The sequence below is a fragment of the Streptomyces sp. NPDC027672 genome, assembly GCF_055566335.1.
In genome coordinates, this window is sequence record NZ_JBVHSO010000003.1 from 285387 (window position 1) to 308408 (window position 23022).

The 23022-nt window shown below is 74.7% G+C and carries 1 protein-coding gene; it reads left to right on the forward strand.

All coding sequences use genetic code 11. The features are described from left to right. Positions 1-138: 138 nt before the first annotated feature. A complete protein-coding gene (locus ACZ4SV_RS09535) occupies positions 139-23022 on the forward strand; it encodes an SDR family NAD(P)-dependent oxidoreductase (protein ID WP_468002871.1) in 22884 nt (7627 codons plus the stop codon).

Below are 23022 nucleotides of genomic sequence, written 5' to 3' on the forward strand. Positions count from 1 at the left end.
GGTTCGGATACGACCGGGTCACCGGGCTGCCCGCGCGCTCGAGGATCCGGCCGCCCGCGCGGCCGGATTCGCACCGTCGGGACTGCTACGGAAGCACCCCGCCTGCCTTCGTTCCCCGGCTCACGAGGTGTCGATGTGATGCGCTTCCCCTTGGATTCGGACGCTGATCGTGTCGCTGTCATCGGAATGGCGGGCAGGCTGCCGAAAGCCCCCGATCCGGAGGCGTTCTGGCGACTGCTGTGCGACGGGACCGACGCGATCACCGCGCCGCCCGTGGGCCGGCAGGGCGTACGGCACGGCGGCTACCTGGACCGGGTGGACGGCTTCGACGCGGCGTTCTTCGGTGTGTCCCCCCGTGAGGCCGCCGGCATGGACCCGCAGCAGCGGCTCATGCTCGAACTCGCCTGGGAGGCCCTGGAGGACGCCCGGATCGTGCCGGGCACGCTGACGGGCGGCCCGACGGGGGTGTTCGTCGGCTCGATGTGGGAGGACTACACGTCCCTGGCCTACCCCCGTCACATCACGCCGCACACGCTGACCGGCACCAGCCGGGGCGTCATCGCCAACCGCGTCTCGCATTTCCTCGGTGTGCGCGGACCGAGCATGGCGGTCGACACGGCCCAGTCGTCGGCGCTGGTCGCGGTGCATCTGGCGGTCGAGAGCCTGCGCCGCGGCGAGTCGGCGCTCGCCCTGGCCGGCGGGGTGAACCTCAACCTGACCGCCGCCCGCGAGGAGGGAGCGGCGGAGTTCGGCGGCCTGTCCCCGGACGACCGCTGCTTCACCTTCGACGCCCGGGCCAACGGCTTCGTCCGCGGCGAGGGCGGCGCCTTCCTCGTCCTGAAACCACTGGACCGGGCCCTGGCCGACGGGGACCGCGTCTACGGTGTCATCCGGGGCAGCGCGGTCAACAACGACGGCGCCACACAGAGCCTGACCGTGCCCAGCGCGCAGGCCCAGGAACAGGTCATCCGCGAGGCACTGGCCCGCGCCGGCGTGCGTCCCGCCGAGGTGCAGTACGTGGAGCTGCACGGCACCGGCACCGCTGTCGGCGATCCCGTCGAGGCGGCCGCCCTCGCGGCGGCCTACCGCGACCCGGCCGAGTCCGGCGCCGCCGAGGGTGACGCCGACAGCGCCCTGCGGGTCGGCTCCGCCAAGACGAACGTCGGCCACCTGGAAGGCGCCGCGGGCATCGTCGGTCTGCTCAAGACCGTCCTCAGCGTGTACCACCGCGCACTGCCGCCGAGCCTGAACTACGAGACCCCCAACCCCGGCATCCCGCTCGACGCGCTGGCGCTGCGGGTCCAGACCGCTCTGACCCCCTGGCCGCGGCCGGACGCGCCCCTGCTCGCCGGCGTGTCGTCGTTCGGCATGGGCGGCACCAACGCGCACGTGATCGTCGAACAGGCGCCCGGTCCGGCCGCGCCGCCGGCCCGGCGACCCGCCCCCGGTACCCGGCCGGCGCCGTGGATCGTCACGGCGCGGACCAAGCAGGCGCTCCGGGCGCAGATCGCGCGCCTGCACGCACACGTGCGCACCCACCCGGACCTGACCGACGCCGAGGTCGCGCACGCGCTGGCCACCACCAGAACCCGCTTCGCGCACCGCGCGGTCCTGCTCGACTCCGCCCAGGTCGCCGCCGGCCGGGCCGGCACCCCGGGCCGTACCGTCTTCGTGTTCCCCGGCCAGGGCGCGCAGTGGGTGGGCATGGGCCGGGAGCTGTACGCCGCGTACCCCGTCTTCCGGGCCGCCATGGACGAGTGCGCCGAAGCCCTGGCGCCGTACACCGACTGGTCGCTGGCCGATGTCCTGGACGGCGCCCCGCTCGACCGCGTGGATGTGGTGCAGCCCGCCCTGTTCGCGGTGATGGTGTCCCTGGCGGCGCTGTGGCGCTCCTTCGGTGTCGAGCCCGACGCGGTGGCCGGGCACTCGCAGGGCGAGATCGCCGCCGCCTGCGTCGCGGGCGCGCTGTCGCTGTCCGACGCGGCCCGGATCGTGGCGCTGCGCAGCCACGCGCTGGTGGCGCTGACCGGCCGGGGCGGCATGGTCTCCGTGGCCCTGTCCGCCGAGCGGGCCGAGGACTACGTGGCGCGCTGGGGCGGCGCGCTGACGGTCGCCGTGGTCAACGCCACCGGTTCGGTCGTGGTGTCCGGCGACACGCAGGCCCTGTCCGAACTGGCCGAGTCCTGCGCGGCGGACGGTGTCCGCACACGCGTCGTCCCGGTGGACTACGCCTCCCATTCCGCGCACGTCGAGGCGATCCGCGAGCGGCTGCACACCGAACTGGCCGGTGTGCGGCCGCGGCAGGGCACCGTCCCGTACTACTCCGCGGTCACCGGTGGCCTCCTCGACGACACCACGGAGCTCGACGCCGGCTACTGGTACCGCAACCTGCGCGAGCCGGTCCGCTTCGACCTGGCCACCGCCGCCCTGCTGGCGGACGGACACGACGTCGTGGTCGAGGTCAGCCCGCACCCGGTGCTGCTGCCCGCCCTCGAACAGACCATGGAACAGGCCCGCGAGCGCACCGGCGGGTCCGGCGTCGCCACCGGCACGCTGGGCCGTGACCGGGGCGGCCCGGACGACTTCCTGACCGCGCTGGCCCGGCTGTTCGTGGCCGGCGTGCCGGTCGACTGGTCCCCGGCCGTCCCCGGGGCCGCGCCGGCCGACCTGCCCACGTACGCCTTCCAGCGCCGCTCATACTGGCTGCCCGAAGCGACAGCCGGGCAGAGCGGACGGACCCCGGCCGACCCGGGGACGCACGCCGCGGAGACCACCGCGTCCGACCGGCCGGACGGTGGCCCGGAGACAGGCGACCCGGGCGCGGGCGGCCCGGAGAAGACCCGCGACCTGGGCGCGGGCGGCCCGGAGACCCGCGACCCGGGCGCGCGCGGCCCGGACACGGGCGACCCCGAGCCGGGCGACACGGTCGACGCGTCCGCCGTGGTCACCGCGCAGATCGCGCTCGTGCTGGGCCACGAGGACCCCGCGGACATCGATCCCGCGCTCACCTTCAAGGACCTCGGCTTCGACTCGGTCACCGGGCTCGAACTGCGCAACCGCCTGGCCGGCGCCCTGGACCGGCAACTCCCCTCCGGTCTCGTCTTCGACCACCCGACGCCCGCGGAGCTGATCGACTGGCTGCGCACCGGCCCCGGCGACCGGCCGGCCCCCGCCGCCCCGGCCGCCCACGACGACCCGGTCGTCATCGTGGGGATGGGCTGCCGCTTCCCCGGCGGGGTGGCCTCGCCGGACGACCTGTGGCGGCTCGTCGCGGAGGGCGCGGACGCGATCGGCGACTTCCCGGACGACCGCGGCTGGGACCTGGGCGGCCTGTACGACCCGGAACTGCGCGGCGCGGGCACCACCTACATCAACCAGGGCGGGTTCCTGGAGGCGGTGGCCGGCTTCGACGCCCCGTTCTTCGGCATCTCGCCCCGCGAGGCCCTCGCCATGGACCCGCAGCAGCGGCTCGTGCTGGAGACGGCCTGGGAGACCTTCGAGCACGCCGGGATCGACCCGGCCTCGCTGCGCGGCAGCCACACCGGCGTGTTCACCGGCGTCTGGTCGTCCGGCTACGCGACCGGGCCGGGCCTGCCGGAGGACCTGGAGGGCTATCTGTTCACCGGCGTCGCGACCAGCGTCACGTCCGGCCGGGTCGCCTACCACCTCGGGCTGCGCGGTCCGGCGCTGTCCGTGGACACCGCCTGCTCGTCGTCCCTGGTCGCCGTCCACCTGGCCGCCCAGGCCCTGCGCGCGGGCGAGTGCTCGCTGGCGCTCGCCGGCGGGGTCACGATCATGGCGACACCGCTGGGCTTCACCGAGTTCTCCCGCCAGCACGGCCTCGCGGCGGACGGCCGCAGCAAGCCCTTCGCCGCCGCGGCCGACGGCACCAGCTGGGCCGAGGGCGCCGGCCTGGTGCTGCTGGAACGCCTGTCGGACGCCCGCCGCAACGGCCACCGGGTGCTGGCGGTCGTCGCGGGAAGCGCGGTCAACCAGGACGGCGCGTCCAACGGCCTGACCGCGCCCAACGGCCCCTCCCAGGAACGCGTCATCCGCCAGGCGCTGGCGAACGCCGGGCTGGAGCCGTCCGACGTGGACGCCGTCGAGGCCCACGGCACCGGCACCACCCTCGGCGACCCCATCGAGGCCCACGCCCTGCTGGCCGCCTACGGTCAGGACCGCGACGAGCCGTTGTGGCTGGGGTCGGTGAAGTCCAACATCGGCCACACCCAGGCAGCCGCCGGCGTCGCGGGCCTGATCAAGATGGTCATGGCGATGCGCCACGGCGAACTGCCGCGCACCCTCCACGTGGACGCGCCCACCCCGCACGTCGACTGGGCCGCCGGCGGCGTCCGGCTGCTCACCGAGGCCCGGCCGTGGCCGGAGCACGAGCACCTGCGCCGCGCCGGCATCTCGGCCTTCGGCATCAGCGGCACCAACGCCCACCTGATCATCGAGCAGTCCCCCGAACCGGACCCCGGCCACCGTCCCGAACCCGCCGGCCGGGCCGCCCCCACCGCCTGGCTGCTGTCCGCGAAGACCGACGCCGCGCTGCGCGCCCAGGCCGAGCGGCTGCACGCGTACGCGACCGCCCACCCCGACGTCCCGGCCGCCGCGATCAGCCACGCCCTGGCCGCCCGCACCCGGTTCGAGCACCGGGCCGCGGTGGTCGGCACCGACCGGAACGAGCTGCTGTCCGGCCTGGCCGCGCTCCCGCCGGGACTGCCGGGCCGTACCGGCGGGACCGTGTTCGTCTTCCCCGGCCAGGGCGCACAGTGGGCGGGCATGGGCCGTGACCTGTACGAGCAGTCCGAGGTCTTCCGCGCCGGCATCGACGCCTGCGCCGCCGCCCTGGCCCCGTACACCGACTGGTCGCTGGTCGACGAACTGCGCCACGGCTCGCTGGACCGCGTCGACGTGGTCCAGCCGGCCCTGTTCGCCGTCATGGTCGCGCTGGCCGGCCTGTGGCGGTCCCACGGCGTGCAGCCGGACGCCGTGGTCGGCCACTCCCAGGCGGAGATCGCCGCCGCGTACGTCGCCGGCGCGCTGTCGCTGCCGGACGCCGCCAAGGTCGTGGCGCTGCGGTCCAGGGCACTGGCCGCCATCGCCGGCCGGGGCGGCATGGTCTCCCTCGCGCTCTCCGCCGAACAGACCGCCGGCTACCTGGCCCGCTGGGACGGGCGGCTGACCACCGCCGTGGTGAACGGACCCGCGGCGGTCGTGGTGTCCGGCGGCCCCGAAGCGCTGGACGAACTGCTGGCCGCCTGCGAGGCCGACGGCATCCGCGCCCGCCGCCTGCCCGTCGACTACGCCGCCCACTCCGCGCAGGTCGAGACGATCCGCGAGCAACTGCTCACCGACCTGGCCGGCATCACGCCCCACCCGGCGGCGGTCCCGTTCTACTCCACGGTCACCGGCGAACCGGTCGACACCTCCGCCCTCGACGCCGGCTACTGGTACCGCAACCTCCGCGAGCCCGTACGGTTCGACCTGGCCACCGCCCGGCTCACCGCCGACGGACACGACCTGTTCCTGGAGGTCAGCCCGCACCCGGTGCTGGTGCCCGCGCTGGACGTCGCCGCCACCGGCACACTGCGCCGCGAGCACGGCGGCCTCACCGAGTTCCTCGCCGCGGCGGGACGCCTCTACGCCGCCGGAGCCGACGTCGACTGGAATCCGGTCCTGCCCCGCACCGCACCCAGGGCGGACCTGCCCACGTACGCCTTCCAGCGCGAGCCCTACTGGGTGACCGCGACCCCGCCGGTGCCCCGCGACGACTGGCGGTACGAGGTGGCATGGGCGCCGACGAGCGGTACCGCGGCCCCGGTGGACCCGGCCCGCTGGCTCGTCCTGGCCCCGGCCGGGCACCCGTGGGCCGAGACCCTGCGCGAACGGGGCTTCGCGGTGGCCGGCACCTGGGACGCGGCCGGAACCTGGGACGCGGCTGGCACCCGGGACGTGGCCAGCACCCGGGACGCGGCCGGCACCGGGGGCGCCCGGACCGGGCCGGACGGTGTCCTGTCGCTGCTGGCCCTGGACGAGGAGCCACACCCCGACCACCCGGTGCTCCCGGCGGGCCTGGTCCGCACCCTGGAACTGGTCCGCACCCTGGACCCGGCGCGGACCCCGGCCGTCCCGCTGTGGTGCGCGACCAGCGGCGCCGTGAGCACCTCGGGCACCGACCCGGTCACCCGCCCGGCCCAGGCCCTGGCGTGGGGCACCGGCGCGTCCGCCGCGCTGGAGTTCCCGCACGGCTGGGGCGGCCTGGTCGACCTTCCCGCCGTGCCCGACGAGGAGAGCGTGCACGCGCTGCTCGCCGTGCTCGCCGGCACGGGCGAGGACCAGGTGGCGATCCGCGGCATCCGGCGCTTCGCCAAGCGGCTGCGCCGCAAGGCCGCAGCGGGCCCGGCCGCGCGGCCCTGGCGGCCGCGGGGCACGGTGCTGGTCACCGGCGGCACCGGCGCGCTCGGCGGACACGTGGCCCGCCGCCTCGCGCGGCAGGGCGCGGAGCACATCGTGCTGGCCGCCCGCCGCGGCCCCGACGCACCCGGCGCGGCCGGCCTGCGCGACGAACTGGAGGCAGCCGGGGCGCGGGTGACCGTGGCGGCGTGCGACGTGGCCGACCGGGACGCCCTGCGGGACCTCGTCGAGCGCGTCGGCGACATCCGCGCCGTCTTCCACACCGCCGGCGTGATCAGGGCGACCAGGCTGGCCGACACCACACCGGCGGAGTTCGCCGAGGTCATCGCGGCCAAGGTCGCCGGGGCGGCCCATCTGGCGGAACTCCTGCCGGACCTCGACGCCTTCGTCCTGTTCTCCTCCACCGCGGGCGTGTGGGGCGACGGCCACGGCGCGGCCTACGCCGCCGGCAACGCCTTCCTCGACGCCCTGGCCGCACAGCACCGCGCCCAGGGCCGCGCCACGACCTCCGTCGCGTGGGGCATCTGGGCCGAAGGCGGCATGGCGGCCCTGGAGTCCGTGCAGCGCCAGCGCACCCTGCTCGGCCTCGGCGAACTGGACCCGGGCCGGGCACTCGACGCGCTGCAGGACGTCCTCGACCACGACGAGGCCCTCGCGGTCGTCACCCAGGCCGACTGGGCGCAGTTCGCCCGCGCCTACACCCACGCGCGGCCGAGCCGGCTGCTGCGGGACCTGCCCGAGACCCACACCCGGCCGCAGACCCCCCGCCCCGCGCCCCCCGCCGGAGGCACCGGCCTGCTGGAGCTGATCACCACCCACGTGGCCGCGGTGCTGGGACACGCCACCCCCGAGCGGCTCGACCCCCGGCAGGCGTTCAAGGACCTGGGCTTCGACTCGCTGACCGCGGTGGAACTGCGCAACCGCCTGACCGCCGCGCTCGGGGTGAGACTGCCCGCCACCCTCGTCTTCGACCACCCCACCCCGGCACGGCTGGCCGCCCACCTGTCCGGCGAGCAGGACGCGCCGCAGGCCCCGGCCGCGGCCGCGACGGACGAGCCGATCGCGGTCATCGGCATGGGCTGCCGTTTCCCCGGAGGCGTCGGCACCCCCGAGGACCTGTGGCGGCTGGTCGCGGACGGCGTGGACGCGGTCGGCGAGTTCCCGGCCGACCGGGGCTGGGACACCGACCGCCTGTACGACCCGACGGGCAGCCGCCCCCGCACGTCGAGCACGTCCCAGGGCGGCTTCCTCGACGCCGCCGGCGACTTCGACGCGGCGTTCTTCGGGATCTCGCCCCGCGAGGCGCTCGCCATGGACCCGCAGCAGCGCATCCTGCTGGAGACCGCGTGGGAGACCATCGAGTACGCCGGTATCGACCCGACCACGCTGGAGGGCACACCCACCGGCGTGTTCACCGGCATCTGGTCCACCGGCTACGCCGCCGGACCGGTCCCCGACGACCTGGAGGGCTACCAGGTCACCGGCACCGCGTCGAGCGTGGGCTCCGGCCGGCTGGCGTACCAGCTAGGCCTGCTCGGTCCGGCACTGTCCCTGGACACCGGCTGCTCGTCGTCCCTGGTGGCCCTGCACCTGGCCGCCCAGGCGCTGCGCTCGGGGGAGTGCTCCTTCGCCCTGGCCGGGGGCGTCACCGTCAACGCGGCACCCACGCTGTTCACCGAGATGTCCCGGCAGGGGGCGAGCGCGCCGGACGGCCGCAGCAAGTCCTTCGCCGCCGCGGCCGACGGGGCGGGGTGGGCCGAGGGTGCCGGCCTGGTGCTGCTGGAACGCCTGTCCGACGCGCGCCGCAACGGCCACGAGGTGCTGGCGGTCGTCCGCGGCTCCGCCACCAACCAGGACGGCGCCTCCAACGGCCTGACCGCGCCCAACGGCCCCTCCCAGGAGCGGGTGATCCGCCAGGCCCTCGCCAACGCCGGGCTGGAGCCGTCCGAGGTGGACGCGGTGGAAGCCCACGGCACCGGGACGACGCTCGGCGACCCCATCGAGGCCCAGGCACTCCTGGCGACCTACGGCCGTGACCGGGACGAGCCGTTGTGGCTGGGGTCGGTGAAGTCGAACATCGGCCACACCCAGGCGGCGGCCGGCGCGGCGGGCCTGATCAAGATGGTCATGGCGATGCGCCACGGCGAACTGCCGCGCACCCTCCACGTGGACGCGCCCACCCCGCACGTCGACTGGGCCTCCGGCGCGGTCCGCCTGCTCACCGAACCGGTCGCCTGGCCCGGGACCGGGCGGCCACGGCGGGCCGCCGTCTCCGCCTTCGGCATCAGCGGCACCAACGCCCATGTGATCCTCGAACAGCCCGCCGCGGCCGACTCCGCCGCACCCTCCCCCCAAGGCCGCGCGGACGACCAGGTCCTCTGGCCGCTGTCGGCCAGGTCGGAGGCGGCGTTGCGGGAACAGGCGCGCCGGCTGGGCGCCTTCACCGCCGAACATCCCGAGGTGAGCCCGGCGGCGGTCGGCGGTGCCCTGGCCGCGCGCACCGTGTTCGAGCACCGGGCGGTGGTGGTGGGCACCGCCGCCGCCCTGGACGCCCTGGCCGAGGGCGGCACGGCGCCGGGCCTGGTCACCGGGACCGCCCGCCCGCTGGGCCGGTCGGTGTTCGTCTTCCCGGGGCAGGGTGCGCAATGGGTGGGCATGGGTGGGGAGTTGTACGGCTCGGAGCCGGTGTTCCGGGAGGCGATCGACGCGTGTGACGCGGCGTTGGCGTCGTACACCGACTGGTCGTTGGTGGAGGCGCTGACCGGCGGTGCCCCGCTGGAGCGGGTGGATGTGGTGCAGCCCGCCCTGTTCGCGGTGATGGTGGCGCTGGCCGAACTATGGCGTGCGCATGGTGTGGAGCCTGATGCGGTCGTCGGGCATTCGCAGGGGGAGATCGCGGCGGCGTACGTGGCGGGCGCGTTGTCCCTGGACGACGCCGCCAAGGTGGTCGCGCTGCGCAGCAAGGCCCTGGTCGCCCTGGCCGGACACGGCGGCATGGTCTCGGTCGCGCTGTCCGCGGACGCCGCCGCCGGCTACCTGGGCCCCTGGGGCGACCGGATCACCGTCGCGGTGGTCAACTCCGCCTCGACCGTCGTCGTGTCCGGCGAACCCGGGGCCCTCGACGAACTGCTGGCGGCCTGCGCCGGGGACGGCATACGCGCCCGCGCCATCCCCGTCGACTACGCGGCGCACTCGGCGCAGGTCGAGGCCGTCCGCGAGCAGTTGCTGACCGACCTCGCCGGCATCACACCGCGCCCGGCGACGATCCCGTTCTACTCCACCGTCACCGCGGAACCCGTCGACACCTCCGCCCTCGACGCCGGCTACTGGTACCGCAACCTCCGCGAACCCGTACGGTTCGACCTGGCCACCGCCCGGCTCACCGCCGACGGCCACGAGGTGTTCGTGGAGGTCAGCCCGCACCCGGTGCTGGTGCAGGACCTGGACGGCGTGGCGACCGGCACCCTCCGCCGCGACCACGGCGCCCTCGGGGAATTCCACACCGCCCTGGCCCGCCTCCACGTCCAGGGCGTCGCCGTGACCTGGCCGCACGACCGCCCGCACGGCGTCAGACTGCCGCGCTACGCCTTCCAGCGCAGCACCTACTGGCTCACCCCCGCGGCCGGCGACCACGGCACCGGGCACCCGCTGGCGGGTACCACCGTCGAACTGCCCGACGGAAGCACCGTGCACAGCGGCCGCGTCTCCACCCGCACCCACCCCTGGCTGGCCGACCACGCCGTCGACGGCACGGTCCTGCTGCCGGGCACCGCCTTCCTCGAACTCGCCACCCTGGCCGGCGGAACCCTCGACGACCTCGTCCTGCACCTGCCCCTCGCGCTCTCGGACACCCCGACGGACATCCAGGTCTCGGTCGGCGCCCCGGACGACGCCGGCCGCAGCCCGGTCACCGTGCACTCCAAGGGCGGCGACGGCTGGGTCCGCCACGCGTCCGGCACCCTCGGCGGCCAGGTGACGGCCGGACGCCTCGACTGGCCCGCGAGGAACGCCGAACCCGTGGACCCCGAAGGGTTCTACGCCTTCCTCGCCGGACTCGGATACCAGTACGGCCCCGCGTTCCGGGGCGTGCGGGCGCTGTGGCAGGGCGAGGACGAGCTGTACGCCGAGGTGTCCGTCCCCGACGGCGCCCCATTCGGCATCCACCCCGCGCTCCTGGACGCCGCCCTCCAGCCGCTGATCCTGCTCAGCCCCGACACCCGGGTCCGGCTGCCGTTCTCCTTCTCCGGCGTCGCCGTGCACACCACCGGTGTGTCGTCCGCCCGGGTCCACCTGGCCCGCACGGGCACCGACACCTACCGCGCGACACTGACCGACCTGTCCGGCAACCCGGTCGCGGACATCACCGCGCTGACCGTCCGCCCGGCCGCCGAGACCCGGGCCACGGTGCTGCACACCCAGTGGGTGCCCCTCACCGCGAACACACCGACCGAGGTGGTGCCGAGCCCGGTCCTCACCGCCGAGGCCGACGCGGACTCCGTGCACGCCCTCGTCCAGCGGGCCCGCGCGCTCGTCCAGGACTTCCTGGCCGGGCAGCCGGAGCGGACGGCCGAGCGTCTGGCCGTCCTGACCCGCGGCGTGGCCGGCGCGGCCGTACGCGGCCTGGTCCGCAGCGCCGCCGTCGAGCACCCCGGCCGGTTCGTCCTGGTCGACCTGGGCGACGCGTCCGAGGAGGACGCCGTCCGGGCCGCCATGACAGCCGGCGACGAACCCGAACTGGCCCTGCGCCGCGAAGGCGTCCTCGTACCGCGGCAGACCGGGTACGCACCGGAACTGACCGCCCCCGACGGCGCGTACCGGCTGAGCGAGTCCGGCACCGGGCAACTGGACGACCTGGCCCTGCTGCCCTGGCCCGAGGCCCCGCTGGAACCCGGACAGGTACGGGTCGCCGTACGCGCGGCCGGCCTGAACTTCCGCGACGTGCTCATCGCCCTCGGCATGTACCCGGACCGGCCCCCGCTGGGCGGCGAGGGAGCCGGCACCGTCCTCGAGACCGGCCCCGGTGTCACGGCCTGGCGGCCCGGCGACCGCGTCATGGGAATGATGCCCGGCGCCTTCGGGCCGCGCGCGGTCGCCGACCACCGGCTCCTGACGGCGATCCCCGACGGCTGGAGCTTCACCGCGGCGGCGTCGGTGCCCATCGCGTTCACCACCGCCTGGTACGGCCTGTACGACCTCGGCGAACTGCGCCCGGGCGACCGGGTCCTGGTCCACTCCGGCGCGGGTGGTGTGGGCATGGCCGCCATCCTGCTGGCCCTGCACAGCGGCGCGGAGGTCTTCGCCACCGCGAGCCCCGCCAAGTGGGACACCCTGCGGCGCCTCGGACTGGCGGACGACCACATCGGTTCCTCCCGCGACACCCGGTTCGCCGACCGGTTCCCGGCCATGGACGTCGTCCTCAACTCGCTCGCGGGAGAACTCACCGACGCCTCCCTGCGGCTGCTCGCCGACGGCGGACGGTTCGTCGAGCTGGGCAAGACCGACGTCCGCTCACCCGAGGGACTGATCTACCGGGCCTTCGACCTCAACGACGTCGACCCCGCGCGGCAGGGCGACATCCTCTCCCGGGTCGTGGCGATGGTCGCCGACGGGACGCTGGAGCCGCTGCCGGTCACCGCCACGGACCTCCGCCAGGCCGTCGCCTCCTTCCGGCTGATGAGCCAGGCCCGCCACACCGGCAAGATCGTCCTCACCGTCCCCCAGCCGATCGACCCCGACGGCACCGTGCTGATCACCGGCGGCACCGGCACCCTCGGCCAGGCCGTCGCCCGGCACCTGATGTCCCGCTACGGGGTACGGCACCTGCTGCTCCTCAGCCGCGGCGGCGGCACGGTGCCGCACCTGGAGCCGATTGGGGACGTCGACGTGCGGGTCGTGGCCTGCGACGTCGCGGACCGGGACGCGCTGGCGGCCGTACTGGACGCGATCCCGGCCGCACACCCGCTCACCGCCGTCGTCCACGCGGCCGGCGTACTCGACGACACCGTCGTGGAACGGCTGACCGCGGAACAGCTCGACCGGGTGCTGCGGCCCAAGGTCGACGGCGCCTGGCACCTGCACGAGCTGACCCGCGAGCACCACCTCGCCGCCTTCGTGCTGTTCTCCGCTGCCGCGGGTGTACTCGGCAACGCCGGCCAGGCCGGCTACGCGGCCGCGAACGCCTACCTCGACGCGCTCGCCGCACACCGGCAGACCCTCGGACTGCCCGCCGTGTCGATGGCCTGGGGCTACTGGGAGCAGGAGAGCGGCATGACCGCCCACCTCACCGCGGCCGACCGCCAACGCCTCGCCCGCAAGGGCATCCGCCCCCTCGGCACCGAACGCGCCCTGGCCATGTTCGACACCGCGCTGGCCGCCGGACGGCCCGCGCTGACCACGGCCGACCTCTCGATGCCCCAGCCCCTGCCGACGCCGAAGGCTCCCACGTCGGACCTGCTGTCCCTGGTCGCCGCCCACACCGCCACCGTCCTCGGCCACTCCGACACCACCGCGATCACCCCCCAACTCGCCTTCCGCGACCTCGGCTTCGATTCCCTGACCTCCGTCGAACTGCGCAACCGCCTCGCCGGCGCCACCGGCCTGCGGCTGCCCGCGACCCTCGTCTTCGACCACCCCACCCCCGCCGACCTCGCCGCCCACCTCACAGCCGAACTCTCGGGTGCGGGGCGGAATGTGGAGTCGCCGGTGGTGTCGTCGGTGCCGGTGGCCGGTGGGGCTGATCCGGTGGTGATCGTGGGTATGGGGTGCCGGTTGCCGGGTGGGGTGGGGTCGCCGGACGAGCTGTGGAGTCTGGTGTCGGGCGGGGTGGATGCGATCGGGGAGTTTCCGTCGGATCGTGGGTGGGATGTCGAGGGGTTGTTTCATCCGGATGCGGATCATCCGGGGACGTCGTATACGCGGTCGGGTGGTTTTCTGGCGGATGCGGCGGGGTTCGATGCGGATTTCTTCGGGATTTCGCCGCGTGAGGCGTTGGCGATGGATCCGCAGCAGCGGGTGCTGTTGGAGACGGCGTGGGAGACGTTGGAGGACGCCGGGATCGATCCGACGTCGTTGCGGGGCAGCCAGACGGGGGTGTTCACCGGCATCTGGTCCTCCGGCTACGTCGGCAGCCCCGACCAGGCACCGCCCGACACCGAGGGCTACCTCGCCACCGGCATCTCGCCGAGCATCACCTCCGGCCGGGTCTCCTACCTGCTGGGCCTCCAGGGCCAGGCCGTGTCCGTCGACTCCGCCTGCTCCTCGTCACTGATGGCGATCCACCTCGCCGCGCAGGCGCTCCGCTCGGGGGAGTGCACACTCGCCCTGGCCGGCGGGGTGACCGTGAGCGTGACCCCCTTGCAGTTCACGGAGTTCTCCCGCCAGCGTGCCCTGGCCCCCGACGGCCGGTGCAAGCCCTTCTCGTCGACGGCTGACGGTACGGCGTGGGGGGAGGGCGCGGGACTGGTGCTGCTGGAGCGGCTGTCGGACGCCCGTCGCAACGGCCACCGGGTGCTGGCGGTGGTGCGGGGTTCGGCGGTGAACCAGGACGGGGCGTCCAATGGGTTGACCGCGCCCAACGGCCTCTCCCAGGAACGCGTCATCCGCCAGGCGCTGGCGAACGCCGGGCTGGAGCCGTCCGAGGTGGACGCGGTGGAGGCGCACGGTACGGGCACCACGCTCGGTGACCCTATTGAGGCGCAGGCGCTGCTGGCGACCTATGGACGGGACCGGGCGGAGCCGTTGTGGCTGGGGTCGGTGAAGTCGAACATCGGGCACACGCAGGCGGCGGCCGGTGTGGCGGGTGTGATCAAGATGGTCATGGCGATGCGGCACGCCGAACTGCCGCCGACGCTGCACGTCCAGGAGCCCACGCCGCATGTCGAGTGGGACACCGGTGACATCCGGCTGCTCACCGAGGCCCGGCCGTGGCCGGAGACGGGGCGCCCCCGCCGCGCGGGCATCTCGGCCTTCGGGGCCAGCGGCACCAACGCCCACGTCGTCATCGAACAGTTCCCGGAGGAAACCCCCGGACAACCCGCCGCGGACGACTTCGCGGAGCCCACCGTGTGGCTGCTGTCCGGCAAGACGGACGACGCCCTCCGCGCCCAGGCCCGACGGCTCGCGGACCACATCACCGCCCACCCCGGACTCCGGCCGGCCGCAATCGGCCGGGCCCTCGCCACCACCCGCACCATGCACGCCCACCGGGCGGCCCTGGTGGGCAGCACCCGGACCGACCTCATGGCGGAACTGGCCGCCCTCGCCGACGAAGACCCCCGCGTCATCACGGGCGTGGCCGGTGCGCTGGGCCGGTCGGTGTTCGTGTTTCCGGGGCAGGGTGCGCAATGGGTGGGCATGGGTGGGGAGTTGTACGGCTCGGAGCGGGTGTTCCGGGAGGCGATCGACGCGTGTGACGCGGCGTTGGCGCCTTATACCGACTGGTCGTTGGTGGAGGTGCTGACCGGTGGTGCCCCGCTGGAGCGCGTGGATGTGGTGCAGCCGGCCCTGTTCGCGGTGATGATCGGGCTGGCGGAGCTGTGGCGTGCGCATGGTGTGGAACCTGATGCGGTCGTCGGGCATTCGCAGGGCGAGATCGCGGCTGCTTGTGTGACGGGGGCGTTGTCGTTGGAGGACGCCGCGAAGGTGGTCGCGCTGCGCAGCAAGGCCTTGGTCGCTCTGGCGGATCAGGGCGGGATGGTGTCGGTCGGCTTCGGGCCCGAGCAGGCGGCCGAGTTCGTGTCCCGTTGGGGCGGCCGGCTGACGGTGGCGGTGGTCAACGCCCCGGGTTCGGTCGTCGTGTCGGGTGATCTGGATGCGCTGGACGAGCTGCTGGCGGCCTGCGAGGCCGACGGCATCCGCGCCCGCCGTCTGCCGGTGAACTACGCCGCCCACTCCGTCCAAGTGGAGGCCATCCGCGACCAGTTGCTCACCGACCTCGCCGGCATCACACCGCGCCCGGCGAGGATCCCGTTCTACTCCACGGTGACCGGCGAGGAGATCAACACCTCTACTCTCGACGCCGATTACTGGTACCGCAACCTCCGCGAACCCGTACGCTTCGACCTCGCCGTCGAGGCCCTGACGCAGGACCGGCACGGCGTGTTCGTGGAGGTCAGCCCGCACCCCGTACTGGTGCCGGTGATGGACGGCGTGGTGACCGGCACGCTGCGCCGCGGCGGCGGCAGGCAGGAGTTCCACCTCGCCCTGGCGCGCCTGCACACGCAGGGCGTGGCCGTCGACTGGACGCCGGTCTTCCCCGGCGAGCCCCACCACGTCCCGCTGCCGACCTACGCCTTCCAGCACCGGCCGTACTGGTTGAACCCCGCCGCCGCGAAGGGCGACGTGTCGGCGGCGGGACTGGACTCGGCCGGGCACCCGCTGCTCGGGGCCGTCGTCGAACTGGCCGGGGACCAGAGCATCCTGCTCACCGGGCGGCTCTCGACGGCCACCCGGCCATGGCTGGCCGACCACGTCGTCCTGGGCTCCGTGCTGCTGCCCGGCACCGTGTTCGTCGAACTCGCCCTGCACGCCGGACGGCAGGCCGGCTGCGACGTCCTGGACGAACTGGTGCTGGAAGCCCCCATGATCCTGCCGGACGACGATTCCCTGCCGGTCCAGGTCGTCGTCGGCGCACCGGACGGGACGGGCCGGCGCCCCGTCACCGTGTACTCCCGGACGGACGGCACCTGGCTGCGGCACGCCACCGGCATGCTCGCGACCGCCGGCCGCCCCCACCCGTACGACACCGGCGAATTCTGGCAGCCGGCCGGTGAACCCGTCGACCTGACCGACTTCTACGACACCCTCGCCGCCCAGGGCTACGAGTACGGGCCGGTGTTCGCGGGCGTACGCGAGATCCGGCGGCACGGCGACGAGCTGTATGCCGAGGTGGCGCTGCCCGCCGACACCCGCGACCGCTTCGGCCTCCACCCCGCGCTGCTCGACGCCGCACTCCAGCCGCTGACCCTGCTGGCGGCCGGCCGCCTGCCGTTCTCCTTCGCCGGGGTGTCGATGCGGGAAGCCGGCTCCACGGCCCGGGTCCGCCTGACCCCCACCGGCCCCGACACCTTCCGGGTCGCGCTCGCCGACGAGTCCGGCCCGCTGGCGGTGATCGACGCGCTGACCGTGCGCCACCGGCCGCCGGGCATGCCGGTCGCCGGGACCGACCAGCTCTTCCGCCTCGACTGGGTGCCCGTCGAGAGCACCGGCGAACCCCCGGCCGTCCACCACGTCACGCCCCCGGCGGGAGACCCCGTGGCGGCCGCGCACACCGTCGCCGCCGAGACGCTGGGCGTGCTCCAGGACTTCCTGCGCGACGGGGACGGCCGGCTGGCCGTCGTGACCCGCGGGGCGGTCGGACCGGACCCCGTCGACCTGCCGTCCAGCGTCGTCTGGGGCCTGGTCCGCGCGGCCCAGGCGGAACACCCCGACCGGTTCGTGCTCGTCGACACCGACGACCGCGCCCTCGTCGCGGGGGACGAACCGCAGCTCGTCGTCCGCGACGGCGCCGCCCACGCCGCCCGCCTGGTACGGGCCGAAGCGGCCCCGGCCCCCGGCCCGCTCGACCCGGACGGCACCGTGCTGATCACCGGAGGCACCGGAACACTGGGCCGCCTCGTCGCCCGGCACCTGCGCGACCGGCACGGCATCCGGCACCTGCTCCTGCTCGGCAGGTCCGCGGCGGAGGGGGACTTCGACGCCGAGGTGGTGGCCTGCGACGTGGCCGACCGGGACGCGCTGGCGGCCGTACTGGACGCGATCCCGGCCGCGCATCCGCTGACCGCGGTCGTGCACGCGGCCGGCGTGCTCGACGACGGCGTCGTCGAATCCCTCACGCCCGCCCGGATCGACCGGGTGCTGCGGCCCAAGGCCGACGCCGCCTGGCACCTGCACGAGCTGACGAAGGACCTCGGCCTGAGCGCATTCGTGCTCTTCTCGTCCGCCGCCGGTGTGCTGGGCGGCCCGGGCCAGGCGAACTACGCCGCCGCGAACGCCTTCCTGGACGCCCTCGCCGTGCACCGGCGTGCCCTGGGTCTGCCGGGCGTATCGCTGGCCTGGGGCCAGTGGGCCGAGGCCAGCGGGCTGACCGGACACCTCACCGACACCGACCGCAAGCGCCTCGCCCGCGCCGGCGTGCTGCCGATGCCCACGGACCAGGCGCTGGCACTGTTCGACCTGGCCCTGGGCGCCGCCGATCCCGCGCTGGTCCCCGCACACCTCGACCTGTCGGCGGCGTCCACCCGGCCCCTGCTCAGCCGCCTCACCCGTACCCGGCCCGCCCGGCGCACGGACCGGCCGGGCCTGGGCAGGGAACTGGCGGCCCTGCCCGAGACCGAGCAGCACAGCCGCGTCCTGGAACTGGTCACCGGCCAGACGGCCGCGGTCCTCGGCCACACCGACACCGCGGCCGTCGGCGCCGAGCGGGCCTTCAAGGACCTGGGCTTCGACTCGCTCACCGCGGTGGAACTGCGCAACCGCCTGTCCGCGGTCGCCGGGGTACGGCTGCCCGCGACGATGGTCTTCGACTACCCGACCCCCGACGCGCTGGCCGGCCACCTGCGGGACCTCCTGGTCGGCGCCCGGCGCCAGGCCCCTGCCTCACCCGTGCCGGCTCCGGTTCCGGTGTCGGGTGATCCGGTGGTGGTGGTGGGGCTGGGGGCCCGGTATCCGGGTGGCGTGGGGTCGGCGCAGGAGCTGTGGGGTGTGGTGTCGGGCGGGGTCGATGCGGTGGGTGAGTTCCCGTCGGATCGTGGGTGGGATGTGGGCCGTCTCTACGACCCGGCCGGCGGTCCGGGAACGTCGTACACGCGGTGGGGCGGCTTCCTCGACGCCGCCGGCGGCTTCGACGCGGCGTTCTTCGGGATCTCGCCGCGCGAGGCGTTGGCGATGGATCCGCAGCAGCGGGTGCTGCTGGAGACCGCCTGGGAGACGTTCGAAGACGCCGGGATCGATCCGACGTCGTTGCGGGGCAGCCAGACAGGTGTCTTCACCGGCATCTGGTCCTCGGGCTACGGCGCCGGGGCACAGCCGCCCGACCTGGAGGGCTACCTCTCGACGGGCACGGCGACGAGTGTGACCTCCGGGCGGGTGTCGTATCTGCTGGGGCTGGAGGGCCCGGCGGTGTCGGTGGACACGGCGTGCTCGTCGTCACTGGTGGCGATCCATCTGGCGGCGCAGGCGCTGCGCTCGGGGGAGTGCTCGCTGGCGTTGGCCGGTGGTGTGACGGTCATGGCGACGCCGGCGGGGTTCGTGGAGTTCTCGCGGCAGCGGGGGCTGGCGGCCGATGGCCGGGTGAAGGCGTTTGCCGAGGCGGCTGATGGCACGGCCTGGGGTGAGGGCGCGGGTGTCGTGCTCTTGGAGCGGTTGTCGGACGCTCGTCGCAACGGCCACCGGGTGCTGGCGGTGGTGCGGGGTTCGGCGGTGAACCAGGACGGGGCGTCCAACGGGTTGACCGCGCCCAACGGCCCTTCGCAGGAACGCGTCATCCGCCAGGCGTTGGCGAATGCCGGGTTGGAGCCGTCCGAGGTGGACGCGGTGGAGGCGCACGGTACGGGGACGACGCTCGGTGACCCTATTGAGGCGCAGGCGTTGTTGGCGACGTATGGCCGGGACCGGGTGGAGCCGTTGTGGCTGGGGTCGGTGAAGTCGAACATCGGGCACACGCAGGCGGCGGCGGGTGTTGCTGGTGTGATCAAGATGGTGATGGCGATGCGGCACGGTGAGCTGCCGCCGACGCTGCATGTCGACGCGCCGACCTCGCACGTCGACTGGGACTCCGGAAACATCCGGCTGCTCACCGAGGCCCGGCCCTGGCCCGACAACGGCCACCTGCGTCGCGCGGGCATCTCGGCGTTCGGCATCAGCGGTACGAACGCGCACGTGATCCTGGAGGCACCGGCCGAGTCCCCGGCCGCTCCCGCTCCCGAGTCCCCTGCCGTCGTGCCGGTGCCGTGGCTGCTGTCGGCGAAGTCGGACGCGGCCCTGCGCGACCAGGCCCGCAGGCTGCGCGGGTTCCTCGCCGAGCACCCCGAGGTCACACCGGCCGAGGTGGCCGCCGACCTGGCCGCGCGGGCTCGGTTTCCGCACCGTGCCGTGCTGACGGACCCGGCCGGCCTGGACGCGCTGATCGACGGAAGACCCGGAATCGTCACGGGCACCGCCTCCCCGGGCAAGTCGGCGTTTGTGTTCTCTGGCCAGGGTGGTCAGTGGGTGGGGATGGGCCGGGGTTTGTACCGGGTGTTCCCGGTGTTCGCCCGGGCGCTGGACGAGGTGTGCGGGTTGTTGGGGTTGTCGGTGGGGGTGTTGTTCGAGGACGGGGAGGGGGTGTTGGGGGAGACGTTGTTCACGCAGGCCGGGGTGTTCGCGGTGCAGGTGGCGTTGTTCCGGTTGGTGGAGTGGCTGGGTGTGCGGCCTGATTTTGTGGTGGGGCATTCGGTGGGTGAGGTGGCGGCGGCTCATGTGGCGGGGGTGTTGGGGCTGGAGGATGCGTGTGTGCTGGTGGGGGCGCGGGGCCGGTTGATGCAGGGGCTGGCCGGTGGTGGGGCGATGGTGTCGGTGCAGGCGTCGGCGGAGGAGGTGGCGGGGTCGCTGGTGCCGGGTGCTGAGCTGGCGGCGGTCAACGGCGCGGACGCGGTGGTGGTGTCGGGGGACGAGGCCGCGGTGGCCGCGGTGGGTGAGGTGTGGCGGGGTCGTGGGCGTCGGGTGCGGCGGCTGGCGGTCAGTCACGCGTTCCACTCGGCGCGGATGGATCCGGTGCTGGAGGAGCTGGGCCGGGTGGCGGCGGGTTTGTCGTTCGGTGAGCCGGTGATCCCGGTGGTGTCCACGGTGGCCGGACATCCGGTGGATATGGGGGAGCCGGGGTATTGGGCGCGGCAGGTGCGGGAGCCGGTCCGGTTCGCCGATGCCATGGAGTGGCTGGCGGGCCAGGGGGTTACGGGGTTCGTGGAAGTGGGCCCGCATCCGCTGCTCGTGAGCAACGGGCTGATGCGCCGTGGTGCGGATTCTCCGGAGCAGGTGCTGGCGGGGCTGGGCCGGTTGTGGGCGGACGGCGCCGCCCACTGGATGCCACCCGCGACGACGGAGACCAGGGCGGACGCGCGCGTGCCCTCGTATCCCTTCCAGCACCAGCACTACTGGCTCCAGCCCACCACCCCGGCACCGGCCGGTGACGGCCGGATCGACCACCCGCTGCTGCGGGACGCCATGGAACTCCCCGACGACAACGGTGTGGTGCTGACGGGACAACTCGCCACCGCCGCGCAGCCGTGGCTCACCGAACACGTCATCTCGGGCTCGCCCCTGCTGCCCGCCGCGGCGTTCGTGGACCTGGCGCTCCGGGCCGGCGAACACGTCGGGTGCCCGGCGGTCGAGGACCTGACGCTGGAGACACCGCTGGTGGTCGCGGACGGCGTGCAGGTGTCCGTGACCGTCGGCCCCGACCGCGCGGGCCGGCACAGCGTCTCGATCCACTCGCGGACAGACGGCGAGTGGGTACGGCACGCCACCGGCACCCTGGGCGCCGTACCCGTCGCACCACGGGAGTCCTGGGCACGGCAGTGGCCGCCGCACGCCGAAGCCGTCGGCCTCGACGCCTTCTACGACGACCTGGCCGACGCCGGATTCGCCTACGGCACCGCCTTCCAAGGTCTGCGCGCGGCCTGGCGCGACGGCGACACCCTCTACGCGGAGGTGGCCGTGCCCTCCGGCGACACCCGGTTCGCCCTGCACCCCGCCCTGCTCGACGCCGCGATCCAGACCGTGACCGTCGCCGACGACCGGGCGAAGATGCCGTTCTCCTTCGCCGGGATCTCCTGGTGGCGCGGCGCCGAGCACGCCAGGGTCCGGCTGACCGTGACCGGCCAGGACACCTGCGCGATCGGCCTCGCCGACCAGTCGGGCGCGCCGGTCGCCGAGATCGCCTCGCTGACCCTGCGCCCGCCGGCCGGGGCCACCACGCAGGACGTGTCGTACCAGGTGGTGTGGCCGGTCCTCGAAGCGGCGACCACCGAACCGGACATCCCCGTCCACCACGCCACCTCGCCCGTCGAGACCCTGCGGGTGATCCAGGACTTCCTCACCACGGACACCCCGCGCATGGTGGTCACCACGCGCAACGCCGTGCCGGTCAGGCCGGGCGAGGACGTCGACCCGCAGGCCGCCGCCGTCTGGGGCCTGGTCCGGTCGGCCGCCACCGAGCACCCCGGCCGGTTCGTGCTGGTCGACGGCGACGACGGCGGCGAGGTCCGGCTGGCCGGTGACGAACCCCAGCTCGCGCTCCGCGCCGGCACCGTGCACGTCCCCCGCCTCGAACGGGCGCGGACCGCACCGCAGCCCTCGCCGCTCGGCCCCGAGGGCACGGTGCTCGTCACCGGCGGCACCGGCACCCTGGGCGGCACGATCGCCCGCCACCTCGCCGTACGGCACGGCGTGCGGCACCTGCTGCTGGTCAGCCGGAGCGGCCCGGACGCCCCCGGCGCGGCCGCGCTGACCGCCGACCTGGCCGCGCTGGGCGCGACCGCCGCCATCGTGGCGTGCGACGTGTCCGACCGCGCGGCGGTGGCGCGGCTGCTCGCCGCACACCCGGTCACCTCGGTGATCCACGCCGCGGGCACGCTGGCCGACACCGTCGTGGAGTCCCTCACCCCGGAGCAGTTCGCGCGCGTGTGGGAGCCGAAGGCCCTCGCGGCGCGGCACCTGCACGAACTGACCTCGGACCTGGAGGCGTTCGTGCTGTTCTCGTCGGCGGCCGGTGTGCTGGGCGGCGCGGGCCAGGCGAACTACGCGGCGGCGAACGCCTACCTCGACGGCCTCGCCGCGCACCGGCACGCCCAGGGACAGCCGGCCGTGTCGCTCGCCTGGGGCTACTGGGCGGAGGCCAGCGGCATGACCGGAGGTCTGACCGCCACCGACCGGCACCGCCTGGCCAGGGCCGGCGTACGGCCGCTGCCGACGACGGACGCGCTGGCCCTGTTCGACGCCGCGCTGACCGCGGGCACCCCCGCCCTCGCCCCCGTCAGGTTCGACCTGCCGGCGCTGCGCCGCGCCGGCGACCCGCCCGCCCTGCTGCGGGAGCTGGTACGGCCCCGGCGCAGGCAGGCCGCCGACCGCGGGTGGACGCAGGCCGACGTGCTGCAACTCGTCCTGGGCCAGGTCGCCCTGGTCCTGGGGCACGCGTCGCCGGAGGCGGTCGACCCCGACCAGGCGTTCACCGACATCGGGTTCGACTCGCTCACCGCCGTGGAACTGCGCAACCAGCTCGACGCGGACACCGGCCTGCGCCTGCCCGCCACGCTCGTCTTCGACCACCCGACACCGGCCCGCCTCGCCGCCTTCGTGCACACACGGCTGCACGGCACCGCCCCCGACCCCCTGCTCGCCGAACTCGACCAGCTCAAGTCCACCCTGGACGCGGCGGCCGCCGACGCCGACTACGAGACCGTCGCGGCCCGCCTCGAAGCGCTTCTCGCGGCCTGGACCGCCAAACGCACCGGCTCCGCGGCCGGTGTCGACGAGGCCAGCGACGACGAACTGTTCAGCCTGCTGGACGATGCGCACCGCAGGACCCAGGTCATCCGCTCGGGCGAGTCCCGCAACGCTGAGGAGTAG

Coding starts and splice junctions, on each gene's coding strand:
- ACZ4SV_RS09535 (WP_468002871.1), top strand. CDS start 139: ATGCGCTTCCCCTTGGATTCGGACGCTGATCGTGTCGCTGTCATCGGA.